This window comes from Streptomyces sp. E11-3, assembly GCF_046540415.1.
Classification (GTDB): Bacteria; Actinomycetota; Actinomycetes; order Streptomycetales; family Streptomycetaceae; genus Streptomyces.
The window spans coordinates 345,886-360,281 of sequence record NZ_JAZGRL010000003.1 but is presented as its reverse complement, the minus strand read 5'-3'; the positions used below and the strand labels follow the sequence as shown (position 1 = coordinate 360,281).

The 14,396-nt window shown below is 69.7% G+C and carries 11 protein-coding genes; 7 read left to right on the top strand and 4 right to left on the bottom strand.

Features of this window, described 5'->3' with window-relative positions:
- The first annotated feature begins 478 nt into the window (after positions 1-478).
- The 3 genes from U9R90_RS31185 (at position 479) to U9R90_RS31175 (ending at position 3,157) form a co-directional block, all read left to right on the top strand.
- On the top strand, positions 479-946 hold the full coding sequence (locus U9R90_RS31185; protein WP_411060289.1) for a hypothetical protein: 468 nt from the start codon (positions 479-481) through the stop codon (positions 944-946).
- Between the two features lie 118 nt (positions 947-1,064).
- The gene (locus U9R90_RS31180) at positions 1,065-1,421 is read left to right on the top strand and encodes a hypothetical protein (RefSeq protein WP_411060288.1); all 357 of its coding nucleotides are present in this window, start codon (positions 1,065-1,067) and stop codon (positions 1,419-1,421) included.
- 761 nt (positions 1,422-2,182) lie between these two features.
- Complete coding sequence (locus tag U9R90_RS31175) at positions 2,183-3,157, top strand: CPBP family intramembrane glutamic endopeptidase (protein ID WP_411060287.1); 975 nt, start codon at positions 2,183-2,185, stop codon at positions 3,155-3,157.
- A 423-nt stretch (positions 3,158-3,580) separates the two neighbouring features.
- Here U9R90_RS31175 and U9R90_RS31170 read toward each other — a convergent pair whose 3' ends face one another.
- Complete coding sequence (locus U9R90_RS31170) at positions 3,581-4,432, bottom strand: dienelactone hydrolase family protein (RefSeq protein ID WP_411060286.1); 852 nt, start codon at positions 4,430-4,432, stop codon at positions 3,581-3,583.
- Positions 4,433-4,528: 96 nt separating this feature from the next.
- Between U9R90_RS31170 and U9R90_RS31165 the strand changes: the two genes are divergently transcribed.
- Both U9R90_RS31165 and U9R90_RS31160 read left to right on the top strand, forming a co-directional pair.
- The gene (locus U9R90_RS31165; protein WP_411060285.1) at positions 4,529-5,500 is read left to right on the top strand and encodes a GlxA family transcriptional regulator; all 972 of its coding nucleotides are present in this window, start codon (positions 4,529-4,531) and stop codon (positions 5,498-5,500) included.
- Positions 5,501-5,830: 330 nt separating this feature from the next.
- On the top strand, positions 5,831-6,937 hold the full coding sequence (locus U9R90_RS31160; RefSeq protein ID WP_411060972.1) for a hypothetical protein: 1,107 nt from the start codon (positions 5,831-5,833) through the stop codon (positions 6,935-6,937).
- A 218-nt stretch (positions 6,938-7,155) separates the two neighbouring features.
- Here the strand turns inward: U9R90_RS31160 and U9R90_RS31155 are convergent, their stop codons facing one another.
- The gene (locus U9R90_RS31155; protein WP_411060283.1) at positions 7,156-8,442 is read right to left on the bottom strand and encodes a hypothetical protein; all 1,287 of its coding nucleotides are present in this window, start codon (positions 8,440-8,442) and stop codon (positions 7,156-7,158) included.
- A gap of 344 nt (positions 8,443-8,786) precedes the next feature.
- Here U9R90_RS31155 and U9R90_RS31150 point away from each other — a divergent pair, with 344 nt between their 5' ends.
- A complete protein-coding gene (locus U9R90_RS31150) occupies positions 8,787-9,275 on the top strand; it encodes a LysR substrate-binding domain-containing protein (RefSeq protein WP_411060282.1) in 489 nt (162 codons plus the stop codon).
- A gap of 214 nt (positions 9,276-9,489) precedes the next feature.
- Here the strand turns inward: U9R90_RS31150 and U9R90_RS31145 are convergent, their stop codons facing one another.
- Positions 9,490-10,005, bottom strand: coding sequence for a prealbumin-like fold domain-containing protein (locus tag U9R90_RS31145; protein WP_411060281.1), 516 nt, complete (start codon positions 10,003-10,005; stop codon positions 9,490-9,492).
- Between the two features lie 160 nt (positions 10,006-10,165).
- Positions 10,166-12,472, bottom strand: coding sequence for an ATP-binding protein (locus tag U9R90_RS31140; protein ID WP_411060280.1), 2,307 nt, complete (start codon positions 12,470-12,472; stop codon positions 10,166-10,168).
- Between the two features lie 438 nt (positions 12,473-12,910).
- Here U9R90_RS31140 and U9R90_RS31135 point away from each other — a divergent pair, with 438 nt between their 5' ends.
- A complete protein-coding gene (locus U9R90_RS31135; protein ID WP_411060278.1) occupies positions 12,911-14,230 on the top strand; it encodes a hypothetical protein in 1,320 nt (439 codons plus the stop codon).
- The last annotated feature ends 166 nt before the right edge of the window (positions 14,231-14,396 follow it).

The window sequence follows — 14,396 nt, the reverse complement described above, 5'->3', positions numbered from 1 at the left end:
CACGGCGGCGTCAGCGCCATACTCCTCGACGAACTGATGGGGTAGGCATGCGCCGCGACCGACAACCCGGGCATGACCATCTCACTCCGAATGCGCTACCACGGGCCGGTGCCCCTGGACCCCCTTGCGGGCGAGCGCTCGAGTTACGGGAACCGACGACCGCAGAAGATCTTGGTGACGGGCGCCATCGCCCAGATGAGCCGAGACCCCCTCCACCCTCCTGGTGGAAACGGACGGCATCTTCGTCGTACCGGGTCCGGACCTTGCCCGCGCTCTTTTCCCGTCCCTCAATCACACAAGGTGAGACACCGCCCCTGCGTGGAAATAGCGCGCTCTTCTCTCCACGCGTGAGCGATGCGTGAGCGGACGGTGGAGCACGAGCCACCAGAAGCAGGACCAGCGATCACCCCCGGGTGGTGCTGACCTGCAAGGACAGCACCACCCGGCATGACCCAACACTTACACGTCGCGTTCGGTGATGTCGGGGACCAGCCGGTGCAGGCTGCCCAGGCCGAACGGCGGGGTGCGCCCTCGCTGCTTCTGCTGGTCAGCAGGTGCAGCCGCCGGCCCCGTAGTGCGACCAGGGTGCGACTACCTTTCCGCCCGCGCCGACCACGACCTGCCCCACACCCCGTACGGCCAACTGGCTGCCTACGAGTTGACCGACATCCCGGCCGCCTGGGACGAACTCCACCGCCAGGCGGTCGCCCACCTCCCCCACCGCGTCCACCCCACCGCGTACGTCCACCCGAACGCGGTCATCGGCGACGACGTGATCATCGGACCCCACGCCCGCGTCTGGGAGTTCTCCACCGTCCGGGCGGGCTCCCGTCCTCTGCGCGGGCGTCTCGGTCGGCTTCAACTGCGAGGTAACCAAGGCGTTCATCGGCGAAGGTTCCGTACTGGGCCACCGCATCGGCGTCAACCGCGCACTCGTCGGCGCTGACGCCCACCTGTCCGCCGACGTCACCGTCGCCGCCATCAGCATGTAGAGCCCCGACATGCGCCCACCACACCATCAGCGCCCCGCACACGCCAGACGTCCACGTCAGGCACCGCCGCCGGTGACCGGAATCCTCCACGTCATCGCACTCAGACTCGGCCTCAGGCGTTTCGCGGCTTCGGTTGGCCGAAAAGTCAGCTCGCGAGCTGAGGCGGATCTGCGGGCTGTCGCCGACGGTACCGCCACCGAGGCGCAGCGGGACGCCGCGCGCAGGGGCGTCATCCAAGCCTTCTGGAAGCTGATCAAGAAGGGTGGTTCGGGCACCGTCAGGGCCGCGAAAAAGGCGGCCGGGAAGTACAGCACCTTCCGGAACTGGGTCAACGGCCTCAAGTGGTACAACCCGATCAGGATCGCCTGGTACGCCGCAGGCACTGAAGCCCAGTACCAGATGTGGAAGTTCGTCCACGACCAGATCTGACACGCACGCATAACCAGGGGCCGGACACGAATCTCGTGTCCGGCCCTCGCCGTCGTCCATATACAGGGAAACCCCATGCCCCCCTCCGAAACCCCCACCCCCAGCAAGGCGGCCGCACCGTCGCCGGGGAACCGCACCGAGAGCCTCTTCGGCTCCTTCCTCCTCGTCGCGTTCGTCGGTTTCCTACTCCTGTNCCCCTCCGAAACCCCCACCCCCAGCAAGGCGGCCGCACCGTCGCCGGGGAACCGCACCGAGAGCCTCTTCGGCTCCTTCCTCCTCGTCGCGTTCGTCGGTTTCCTACTCCTGTTCATCGCGGACGCCCGCCACCACGACACCCTGGTCACCATCGGCCGGGTACTGCACTGGGCAGCCGGAGCGGGAATCGTCGCCACCGTCACCATCACTCGCACTGCACTGCGCCGCTGGACGTCCGGCTTCGACTGGATCTTCGCCGCGATGTGGATCGTTCTCACGATCCTGGCGTGGGTCAACGGCTATCTGTAGCTCCGCGCTGGACCGAAGCTCCCGTCTTCATCAGCGGCGGCGTTGCCAGCCGCTCGCCCGGTCGGACCTCGTAACGGCGCTACAACGCGACGCCCAGGCACTGTTGGCGTGATACCTGCCGTGGCTGACGAAACCGGACCTGTTGACGACAGAAGGCGACTGCTGCTGTGAAATCTGAAGTGCCCCTGCCCGACGAGCAGTCTCCCCGCTCTCCCGAACCAGCTTGGCAAGGCTGGGCGTTGCCCCCGTCAGGGCCCGTGCCCAAGCCCGGCCCGGCCCGGGCTCCGACTGGCTCCCAGTATCACGAGCAGGGAAGGAACGGCCAGGGCGGCAGGTTCGCCTGGCTGGGCGAGCTGCTGCTGGTCATGGTGCTGGTCGTGGTGGGGATGCTCTGCGTCTACCTGGCCGGTGCGGTCGTCGCGGCCGTGCTGGACGCGGGACCCACGTCGGCGGACAGCGAGCAGGTCTTCGCGGACCCGCTCGCGGACATGGCCGTGAACCTGGCCGCACTCGCGGTCGGCCTACCCGTGGTCCTGTGGGGCGTGCGCTACCTGGGCAAGCGCCCATCCGGCACGGTCTCATCAGTTGCCGGTCGGGTGCGCTGGGGCTGGCTGGGGCGGTGCGCCGCCGTGGCCTTCCCGTTGATGGCGCTGCAGATCGGGCTGCTGGTCGCGTGGACCTGGGACAGTGGGCCGTCCGGGGACGTGGGGCAGGGCTTTCCCGGCTGGCCGATGTTCCTGGTGAGCCTGGCCGCGCTGTGGGCGGTGGTCCCGTTCCAGGCGGCCGCCGAGGAGTACGTCTTCCGGGGCTGGCTGGTCCAGGTGATCGGACGGGCCGTGCGCTCCCCGTGGCCAGGCATCGTGGTCGCGTCGCTGCTGTTCGCCCTCGCGCACGGGCTGGGTGAACTCTCCGGGTTCGCCCTGCTGTTCTACTCCGCGATGTGGTGGGGCTGGCTGGTGATCCGCACCGGTGGCCTGGAGGCGGTGATCGCGCTACACATCGCCAACAACGCCTGGGCCCTCAGCCTGGCAGCCGCGTTCGGTGAACTCGCCGACGACAGCACCGCCGCCGACGCCCCCTGGCAGGCCCTCGCCCTCGAACTCGCCTTCGCACCGCTGTACTGCCTGACCATGGCACGGCTCGCAGACCGCCGTGCTGTCACCCGCCAAGCCCCAGAACGAGGAGAAAGCGGGTGTCGCAGGTTCGAATCCTGCCGGGGCACAGCGCGCTAAGCCGCTGACCTGGGGTCTATCCCCCAGAGAGGCGCTCTATTCGGCCCCGGACTCCCCGTCCGGGGCCGTTTGCGTGAGCGGACGGACTCGGAGGTGGCGCGGGCGCACGGTACAAGCCGCGCCGTGGCGGAGGGCCAGATGACCCACTGACGGGCTGCCAGCTCTACTGCCAGGCTGGGGCGTTCGACATCGAGTTGTCGACGTTGCTTCCGCAGTTGGCTGCGGTGGAGATCGGGCAGGTAGAGGCCAGAGGGGGCTGCTGCGTGTTGCGCCGGACGCGGACGGTTCGGCCCACGACCCCGATGGCCTCGACCCGCGCGTGGGCCCAGTGCGGGAGGCCTGCGATCGAGCGTCCACGGCGGCGTGTCCCGCGTGCGGGGCGAACTGTTGCGACGTCAATGGCCTCACGTGGCCTCACGTGGCCTACAGCCCTTGACGACTGGCCTCCGAGTGCCCGGTCCGGCTCAGCCGTTCGGTCAGAAAGGCGAGGATCTCGTCTCTGGCCTTCAGTGTGGGATGTCCGTCCTCGTCCACGAGGTGGGCGGTAACCACACTGTGGGGGGACCCCACCACATCACGGAAGAACGGGGGCGGGTTCGTGTTCGCGGAACCACCTGGAAGGACGCGGCCGTCGAAGGCGTCGCCGAGCAGGGCTCGGTACGCGGCGAAACGCTGCCCGGTACACCAACGGTCGTTGTCGAAGCGGTAGGCGAGGACCTTTAGTCCGTCGCGTGCAACGCGCTCCTGGACCGCGTGCGCGTCCTCTTCACTCATCTCCAGTCCGGCGGGATCATCCAACGGCAGTGACGGATGGTTGACCACCGGCGCGATGACGGCAGGCTCCATCGCCATGGTGAGTGCGAAGTTGCCCGTGAAGCACAGTCCGATCGCACCGACTCCGGGACCGCCGCACTCGGCGTGGGCTTGGCGCGCCAGCCCACGCAGCCACGCCACGACAGGGCTGGTACCACCCCCGGCAAAGGCACGGAACTCGGCACTGACACACGCCCGGCGAATCACCTCCTGCCCACCCTCGACCGTGGGACGGGCACCGTCGGTCCCGAAGAGCGAGGGAAGGTACACGGTGAAACCCGCATCCCGCACCCACCGCGCCAACCGAAGGACGTCGGGGCTGATACCCGGCATCTCCGGCATCAATACGACGGCCGGCCCAGAACCGGCGACATGCACCGTCTTCACCACCCCGGCCACGTCCACCAGCCGGTGGGAGAAGTCCGTGATCGCGTCGCCAAGACGTCCGTTGGAAGTGGTCATGGCGACAGCGTGGACTGATGAACCCGCACAAGGCGATAGGCTGAACCGCCATATAGAGGGGTGATCTCGCCACAGGCTGGTGGTCAGGAGGCGACCATGAGCGCACTGCGGGTTGGCGTTCTGGCCTACCCGGGCTGCTTCGCGTCCGAGGTGTTCGGCGTGCCCGACCTGTTGACGATGGCCACGCACGTTGCCGGTCCGGACCGCTCGGGCTACGAGGTGTCGGTGATTTCACCTCGCCGTCGCATCACCGCATCGGGCGGTGCGGCGTTGGCCGTCGCTCCACTCCGCGAGGTCGACGTTCTTGTCGTGCCGGGATTCGAACTGGTGCCGGGTCTCGACGTGGACGCGAAACTCACGGCCCTCGCCCCTGAGATCGCGGCGATCCGCTCACACACCGCTGCGGGTAACGCCGTCGTCTCGATCTGTGTCGGCGCCTTCCTGCTCGCCGAGGCAGGGCTTCTCAACCGGCGCCGGGCTACGACGGCGTGGCTTCTCGCCGACGAACTGGCTCAACGCTGCCCGGAAGCCGACGTCCGGCCCGAACGTCTGGTCGTCACCGACAAGGGGGTGACGACGACCGCGGCCTTCAGTGCCATGTACGACTTCGCGCTGGAACTGATCCGCCAACACAGCGGTGCTGACGTGGCACGGGCAACCGCGCGGGTGGCGCTCGTCGACGACGCACGGTCCTCCCAGACTCCATACGTCGACGCGCGACTTCTTCCGCAGCCCGGAAACCAGTTCTCCCGCAGGGTCATGCGACGCCTCGACCAGGACCTCGCCACCCGATACGACCTCGCGGCGTTGGCGGACGCGTTCAGGGTCAGCGCTCGGACGCTGTTGCGGCGCTTCGCTGACGAGACCGGCCGGAGTCCTCTTGAGTACCTACAGTCATCGCGCGTCCGCCGTGCCCGCCACCTGCTTGAGACCACGGATCGAACCGTCGCCAGCATCTCCACCACGGTCGGATACAAGGACCCCGGGACCTTCGCCGCTCTCTTCGCCAAGCACACCGGACAACGCCCAAGGGACTACCGCGCGGCCTTCCGGCGTGGTGCCAACTGATCGCGGCTATCCCTTGGTGCGAGATTCGCCAGCACCGTAGGTCGGATCTCCCCGGTTTCGGCTTCCATCCGCGGGCTCCGTGCGTGCGCGATGCGTGAGCGGACTGCCCAGCACAGGGCATCATGCGTCGGACCGAGCACGCGGCCGCTTTGCTGCTGACCAGGGAAAACACGCGTGCCGCTGAGGCCACGGGGATGCCACATCCCCTGCGGCGGGCGGCCCTCCCCCACCGGCGCGGATCTCGGCACCGAGGCGAGCTGTGTGATGATGCACGGATCATGGCGGGTCCTGGGGAGGGACCGGGTGCGCGAGAAGGGACGGGAGCGCATCGTGGGCAAGGGCGAGGCGTCCATATCGGACGAGGAGTGGGAGCGCTTCCTACGGGAGGCCGAGGCCGGGACTCAGGGCGCGCCCAAGGAGCCGTCGGCGCGGGCCCGGATGGTGACGCGGCGGCTGCGCGAGGAGACCGGCCCGCCGGAGCCGTGGCGGGCGCACCCATCGCCCCGGCGACGACGGGGCAAGGCTTGGTACGTGGTCGGTCTGCTGGTTGCGATCGGCTTGCTGCTTGTGGCACTGGATCCGGGGCGAGTGGCTGGATGGTTCGGAGGCGGAGGCGGAGGCGGAGGCGCCGAGAGTGCGCCGCTCACCGCTGAGTCGGAGCGTCCGGATCAGCCGCCGCCGACGGAGGCGGCAGCCCAACGGCCCACGGTGGAGAAGCCGTTCAGGGGGTCGCCTGCGGCACGGTGGGGTGACGGGACGGGAGGGATCAGCCTGCCTGTGGCACGGGCGACCGGTTGGATGAGCAAGAAGCAGGTCGCGCACGCGCTCGATCGGACCCGTGACTTCCTCGCCGCGTCCAGTCTGGATCCCAACGTGCTGCGCGGGGAGCGTCCGGCGAAGGCGATCGCGTTGATCAATTCACATCAGCAGGACGTCCAGGACTACCTTGCGACCGCGTTCCGCGCGCCCAATCGGGAGAACGATCCTCTGCTGCTGTTCAGCCGGTTCGACACGAAGGTGCGGCTTGTCGGGGACGTGGTCAAGTCACGAGGGCGGATCACGTACCGGGAAGGTGAGCGCGGTGCGGTCGAGATGACCACCGATGTCACGTACGTCTATCCGGTGGTACGCGCTACGGCGGGAAGCGACGAGGTCGCGCGCACCATCGTGCGCCGCGAGGTCGTGATGAGCTGGGACGACCCGGCGAAGGTGGTCATCAAGCCGGGGACGTTCTCCCTCGTTTCCTACAAGTCCGACACCACCAACGGCGGCTGCGACACCTTCACCGGCTACTTCACCCCCGAGTTCAGCGCTGAGCGCGCGGCCAAGAGCCCGGGAGACGGCCCCGAGGTCGACCCGTACGACCGGAGCACGTCGATGGACGCACGCATGCGGGAAGCCGGCGATGCGGGATGCGGGACCGCCACACGGTCGTGAGCAGCACCGGCTTGGACCCTGTCCTGGGCGGTGCTGGATGTCGCGTGTGGCCACCGTCCAGCCGTTGGCCAGGGCGGTGGCAGCAATCAGTGCATCCGGCGGGTCGCTGCTGGTGTCGACGGCCTGGGGCGTCTTGCGGATGGTGAGGTAGGCGGCCGCTTCCGGTTCGCCGATCGGCGCGAGGCTCAGGAAGAAGGCAGGGCAACTTCGGGCCAGCGTCACGCTTGGGAACCGTCTGCGTGCCAACGCTCCATATGGTCTTGGTGCGTCGGGAGGTAGGCGCCGGGCTGGTAGTGGGTGTCATAGAAGTCGGTGTCGAGGTGCACGGCCTGGACGTAGCCCGAGAGCACCATCGTCGTGAAGGTGTTCGGGAACTTGCCGTAGGTGTCGTAGACGTACTGTGCGACCTCGCTCAGGCAGTCGATGAACTCCTCGGAGTACGGCGTGACCCCCTGCTTGATCGCCTCGGTATCCCTCCAGGCACCAGGGGTGCTGGGGTCGTAGGCACCCTCGGGACCGAACTTGCGCTCCACGAAGATGTTCACGGCCTCGCGCATGTCCGATACGTACGGCGGGCAGAGCCCCTCGATGTGGCCGTCGAGCCCGACGGGGTTCGGCAGCGTCCAACGGGTGTCCTGCACGAAGCGGAACCCGAGCCCGTCGATCCCGCTCTCGTTGAACGCGCCCAGGACGCTCCACCGGTTGAGCCCGTTGAAATACAGGCCGCCCAGCCCCATCGCCTGCATGGTGAGCATGATGTTGTGGCCCATGAAGGCGAGCTCGGCGACGTTGGCCTCGTAGGCCATCTGCTGCAGCACCGTCAACGGGACGCGCTTGCCCTCCTGCAGGAGGCCGCTGCGGACGAAGGGTGCCAGGTCGCCGGCGGGGCGACCGGCGATGTCGTCGACGAGCATGTTCCCGTTCGCCAGGGCCATGGCCATGAGGCCGAGCACCTGCTCGCTGGCATCGCCCACGGGCATGAACAGCGTAGAACCCGGTGCGTTCGCCATCCAGAGGTTCGGTTCGAGCATGTGCGGCGTGGCCGCGGGGAGGTCGAGCCGCCGTTCGGACAGCTGCTCCGTGTGCGTGCGCACCGTCTCGACCATGGCCTCAAGGGCGTCATCGCGGTTCCCGGTGACCTCACGGGGCCGGGCGGGAAGGAGATCCCGTGTGTTCGTCAGATACGTCCCCGAGTCGTCGGTCGCGAACAGCATCGGCGTACCGATCCCGGCGGCGGTCGGCGCCGTACGGCCCGTGAACCGCTGCGTGTAGTGCGCATGCTCCTCGGGACGGTCGGGGCCGAAGGGCACCCCGAAGCTCCAGCCTGTGACCCCGGTTCCGGCAGCGACGAGGACCGAGCGTTCAAGCTCCGACAGCGGCACCGGCTCGGCTTCGGACCTGTAGGCGAGGGGCCCCGACGGGATCTCCATGCCCAGCCCGAAACGTCGGGCGCGGCGTCCAACGATGGCGTCGAAGAGCGGAAACTCGGTTAGGCCGGTCTGCATCGGTGACTCCCATCCGACTCGCGTCCAGCATTCGGATCATTTGTGACCGTACGCCGGGATCACTCGCGGAGTGCCACCTGGCTCTCGCCGGGGAGGAGCTCGGGCCGGTCGTCGCCCAGATGGACATCCGGAGCGAGTGCTGGCTGAGACGTCCGATCGACCATAGAGACCGCCGAGCTGCCCGCGGCGCTCAGGAGTCGGACCATCAGTATCGATGGCCCCGCGCTTCTCGTGCGCTCCTTCCCGAAGTGGTTCGGGCTCCACCCATTGTGGTTCGGGCTGCACCCATTCTCAGCCAGCGTCGACCGTCTCGCATGTCACGCAGGCGGAACCGGAGGCGGCGCTTGGTCGTAGCCGAGGAGTACCCGGGGCACGCGGTCGCCCGCTCCGCCGAGATCGACTCGGCGGATCTGTGCGGCGACGAGATGCGAATCGCGCTCCCGCCGGACAGCGCCGGCGGTTCGTACGAGCCAGAAGCCGCGCTGCGCGAGCTGTCGGGCCGCCCCTGGGTCATGGAACCGGCAGACACCGCGTCCCGGCGGTGGGCGACGGCCCTGTGCCGGGATGCCGGCTTCGAGCCCGACGTACGGTTCGAATCACCTGACCTGCTGGTTCAACTGCGCCTTGTGGAGCAGGGCCACGCGGTGGCACTCCTGCCGGACCTTCTGTGGGGCGGGAGCGCGCCGAGCGTTCGGCTGCTGCGGCTGCCAGACGGCGGCCGCGCGCGGCGGCTCTTCACGGCCGTACGGCACGGCAGCGGCGGCCACCCGGCGGTTCGGGCTTGCCGTTCGGCGCTGCTACGCGCCATGGAACGCGCCCGCTGCCTACCTTGAACCCCTGCCTTACGGGCCCTGTCAGTCCGCACGCGTGGGGTGAGCGCAGGTCTTGCTGGACGCCGATTCCGGTGGACTCGTGGCGGGCCCGGATGTGGCTGGACACGTGGGTGTAGCGGGGTTCCGCCGCAGCGCGGAGGGCGGGTCGGCTGGTGCCCCAGCCGATCCGCCCTCTTGTTCAGCTGTTCATCGCCGTTCCGTCACCCGCTGTGGATCACGGGTCGATGAGGATCTTGCAGTTGTACTCACCCGGCGGCAGGTTGTTGACGTCCAGCCGCACCGGGTCGGAGAAGCCGGCACTGTTGCCGTTGCACTCGATCTTGGACGTGATCTCGCCCGACTCCTGGCCGTCCACCCGCACCATGAGGTCAGCGAGCGGGGGGTTCGTGAACGAGGCGGTCGCGCCCGCGCCGGGCGGGTTGTCCCCGCAGTCCGTCCCGGGGACGACCTCGGCGGTCACGTCCGACTGGCCCGCGTTGCCGTAGCCGGGGGGCGGCGACGTCTCGTTGACGGTGTACGTGCCGGGTTCGAGCCCGGAGACGCAGACCTCGCCGGTGCCCGGGTCCTCGTCGGGGGCCGCCATGTCGTCGGTGACGTTCTCGTCGTAGCCGCCGGGGCCGGTGATGTTGAACTCCGCACCGGGCTGACTGACCAGGGGGTTCGGCCGTGCGTCGAGGTGCCGTGCCAGGCGTCGCGGGCCCGCGAAGATCGGGGNGTCGGGGGCCGCCATGTCGTCGGTGACGTTCTCGTCGTAGCCGCCGGGGCCGGTGATGTTGAACTCCGCACCGGGCTGACTGACCAGGGGGTTCGGCCGTGCGTCGAGGTGCCGTGCCAGGCGTCGCGGGCCCGCGAAGATCGGGGAGACGCCCCCTAGCGAGGCGGGGGCGGGCTCAGCTCGATGTGTGGGGTGGGGTTTCTGTCGCGTAGGTCATGGCCTGTTCGTACGACATGGCGCGGCCCGCCTCGTACGTGTGCTCGTAGGCCAAGGCGCCGATCTTGTCGCGGATGGTGCGTTCGCAGGCCTGGCGGGCGGCGATCAGGTCCGGGGAGTTCAGTTGGGCGCGGCCGCCGGCGCGGTCCCACAGGCGCTGGGCGATGCCGAGGAGTTCGGCCGCCCGGTGAGCTTCGCCCGCGGCGGTGGTGGCGGATGCCAGGGTGTCGAGAGTCAGGGCCGCGAGGCTGCTGGCGCTGTGCAGCAGTCGGTGCGCGGCAACGGCCTGGGCGGCGTTGCGGGCCCCCGAGGCGATGTCGCCGCGGGCGAGGTCCAGCATCGCCACGATCACGTCGGCGGTCGAGCGCGTCCAGTGCTCGCCGCGTCGGACGCACTCGGCGCGGAGCTCTTCGGCCGCCGCGCGGGCCGATGCGTGATCGCCGCTCATCAAGTGCGCGTACGCCAAGGCGCCGATCGTCTGAAGCTGGGCCGAACCGAGCCAGTCGTCCCGGACGGGGAGGCGGGCGGCAGCGGACATCGGGCCGACCGCCTCGGCCGGCCGACCGCGCAGGGAGAGGTGGCCGCCCGTGAGGAAGACGGAGACGGAGAGCGCGGCCGGGTCCTCCTGCTGTCGTGCCACGTCGGTGAACCGCCGGCCGTACTCGGCGGCGGTGTCCATGTCGCCCTGCATGATCGCTCCCGCGCCGCGCGTCCACAGGGCCCGCAGGAGGTCGGGCCCAGGAGACGGATCGGCGGCGAGCGCCCGGTCGAGGCAGTAGTGCGCCTCGCGCACATGGCCGCAGTGCCGCCACAGGAAGCCCGCCGTGCCCGCGATCTCCAGGGCGGCGCGCCGGTCGGGCCGGTCGAGGGACCAGTCCACCGCGGCACGCAGGTTGGCGTGCTCGGTCAGCACCCGTTCGCACCACTGCACCTGGCGCCCGGTGTTCCACTCGGCGCAGCCGTCGCGGGCCAGGCGCCGGTAGTACTCGCGGTGGCGCAGCCGTACGGCGTCCTCCTCGCCCAACTCCCGCAGCCAGTCAGCGCCGTACTCGCGCACGGTGTCGAGCATCCGGAAGCGGGTCATGCCGGTGTGTTGGTCGCGCTGCACGATGGACTGGGCGGCGAGCTCGTCGAGCAGGACGGGCACCTGTCCGGCCGCCAGCGGGCCCCCGGCACACACTTCCTGGGCGGCCTCGATGTCGAAGCCGCCGGTGAACACCGCCAGCCGGGCCCACAGCAGCCGCTCCAGCGGAGCGCACAGCTCGTGGCTCCAGCCGATGGTGGTGCGCAGGGCCCGGTGGCGCGACGCGTCCCTGGTGCCGTTGTCCGAGGCCAGCAGGGCCAGTCGGTGGTCCGTCCGCGTTCCGAGATGGTCGTCCAGCTCCGTGAGCGACAGGGTGGACAGCCGGGCCGCAGCCAGTTCGACGGCCAGCGGGATGCCGTCCAGGTACCGGCAGACGGAGGCCGCCACGGGCCGGGTGGCCTCGTCGAGTACGAAGCCGGAGCACACGGTGGCCGCTCGGTCGGCGAACAGGGTCACCGCGTCGTCCCGTGTCTCGGTACCCGGCTCGTCCACCGGCAGCGGCTCGACTTCCACACACTGCTCCCCTGGCAGCCCGAGCCGCCGGCGGCTGGTGGCCAGGATGTGCACATGCGGAGCGTGCATCAGCATGTCGACGAAGGCCGCGCAGTCCTCCAGAAGGTGTTCGCACGAGTCGAGGACCAGCAGCAGTCGCTTGTCCGCGATCCACGCGGCCAGGGCCTCCATCGCCGCGCGCGTCGTCTGGTCGGCCACCCGCAGCGCCTCCATCGCCATCAGCCCCAGCACACCGGGGCCGGCCATGCCGACGCCGTGCAGGGCGGAGAGTTCCACCAGCCACACGCCGTCCGGGTAGGCGGACCGCATCCGGCGCGCGGCCTCCACCGCCAGCCGCGTCTTGCCGACCCCACCCGGTCCCAGGAGGGTCACCAGCCGATGCCCGCCGTCGTGGTTGCGCTGACCCTCGCCGCGGCCGCTCGGGCCGCCGTCACTGCCTCGCTGACCCTCGCCACCCTCGGTCGGACCACCGTCGCGGGCCCGCTGCCCCTCGCCACGGCCGCTCGGGCCGCCGTCGCGGAACCGCTGCCCCTCGCCGCCCTCGCTCGGACCACCGTCAGGACGCAGCATGACGTCAAGCCGGGCGAGTTCGTCCTGACGCCCGATGAAGCTGCGATCCTCCGGCGGCAGGTTCCCCCACCACTCGCCCAGCTCCGTCTCTCCCGGCACGCCATGTGACACGGTGTTCCCTCCCCGCTCCGCCCCGCTCCTGGCCGAACCCGGCTCAGTCTGCTCCGGCAGCGACCCCGTAGGGCAGGGCACCGGGTACGTGGACAGAAACACGGCGTCACCATGCCTTCTCTGTTCACTTCGGGGCGTGCTCTGTTCACTTCGGGGCGTGTGGCGATCAGCTCGCCGACACCCACGACCGGTGGAACCGCAGGGCGCACAGCGCACACCACGGAGCGTTGCCATCTGCGCGCTCCGGTGAACGGACAGCGCGCCCTGCCATCCATCCAGGCGCCGCCGGTGCGCCGGTTGTGCGTGGGCGAGGGCCACGGAATGGTGCCGCCCACACCGGGGGCATATGTCCACCGAATGTGAGGAGTTACGCTCATGACCAGACGTTTTCCGCCCGTCAAGAGCTGCCCAGCGTGGCGAGCGCACGTGGCAGCAGTGTCCGCACTGGCCGTGGGCCTGGTGGTGGCCCTCGCGCCCACGGCGGTGGCGGCGCCCGGTGACCTGGACACTGGGTTCGGCACCGGCGGCAAGGTCACCACCGACTTCGGTGCCACCCCGTCAGAGCCGGAGGTCGGCAACGACCTGCTGCGTACGGCCAACGGCTCCCTGTTCGTCGCCGGGCGGCGGGGCTTCAACATCCCCGGCGTCGGCCCGGACAACTCCTTCGGCGTGGCCAAGTACACCTCCAGCGGCGCGCTGGACACCAGCTTCGGCGGCGACGGCACGGTCGCTACCAGCTTCGGCGGCAACTTGTCGCTGGCCCGGTCGATCATCGAGGTCGGCAACGGGAAGGTCCTGGTGGGCGGTCTCACCGGAGGGGAGCAGATCGCCGACCTGGCGCTGGCGAAGTACAACTCGGACGGCACCCTCGACACCTCCTTCGGCGGCGGCGACGGCAAGGTCACCACCGACCTGACCGGCGGGCTCGGCGACGGTATCCGCGGCCTCAGCGAGACGAGCGGCGGCAAGATCCTGGCGGCCGGGGCGGCCGGGGCGGACTCCTTCATCGCCCGCTACAACGCCAACGGCACCCTGGACACCGGTTTCGGCGGCGGCGACGGCATCGTCATCACGGACTTCGGCACCGGTGACCACCTCTTCGCGCTGGAGGAGCTGCCCACCGGGAAGATGATCGCGGCCGGTAGCGCCAACAGCGACTTCCTGCTGGTGCGGTACAACTCCGACGGCACCCTCGACACCTCCTTCGGCGGCGGCGACGGCATCGTGACCACCGACTTCAACGGGTTCTCCGACCTCGCGTTCGGCTTCGCCCGCGCGCCCGGCGGCGACTACGTGATCGCGGGCGCGGTCGACGCCCCCGAGCCGTTCGGCATCACCGGCCCCATCAAGGCGGGCGTGGTCCGCTACAACTCCGACGGCAGCCTGGACACCGGCTTCAGCGGCGACGGCAAGGTGACCACGGACGTGCACACCCTGCTCGCCGACGAGGCACGCGATGTCGCCGTGGACAGCGACGGCAAGATCGTGATTGCCGGACTGGCCGGCGAGTCCGTCGTCTTCCCCGTCGACCCGGTCGCGGGCGACGCCCTCGTCATCCGCTACAACGCCAACGGCACCCTGGACACCGGATTCAGCGGGGACGGCATCGCCACCGTCGACTTCTCCGGAGGGGCCGATGTCGCTCGCGGCATCGCACTGACCGGCAGCGACGACATCATCATCGCCGGCGGCGCGACATCGAGCAGCACCGGGCTGGACTTCGCCCTGGCCAAGCTCCAGGGATAAGAGGTCACAGAAGACGGCGGCGGGGGTGCGGGGGGGCGGGGCCCGGGNCCGGCAGCGACGACATCATCATCGCCGGCGGCGCGACATCGAGCAGCACCGGGCTGGACTTCGCCCTGGCCAAGCTCCAGGGATAAGAGGTCACAGAAGACGGCGGCGGTGATCCGGG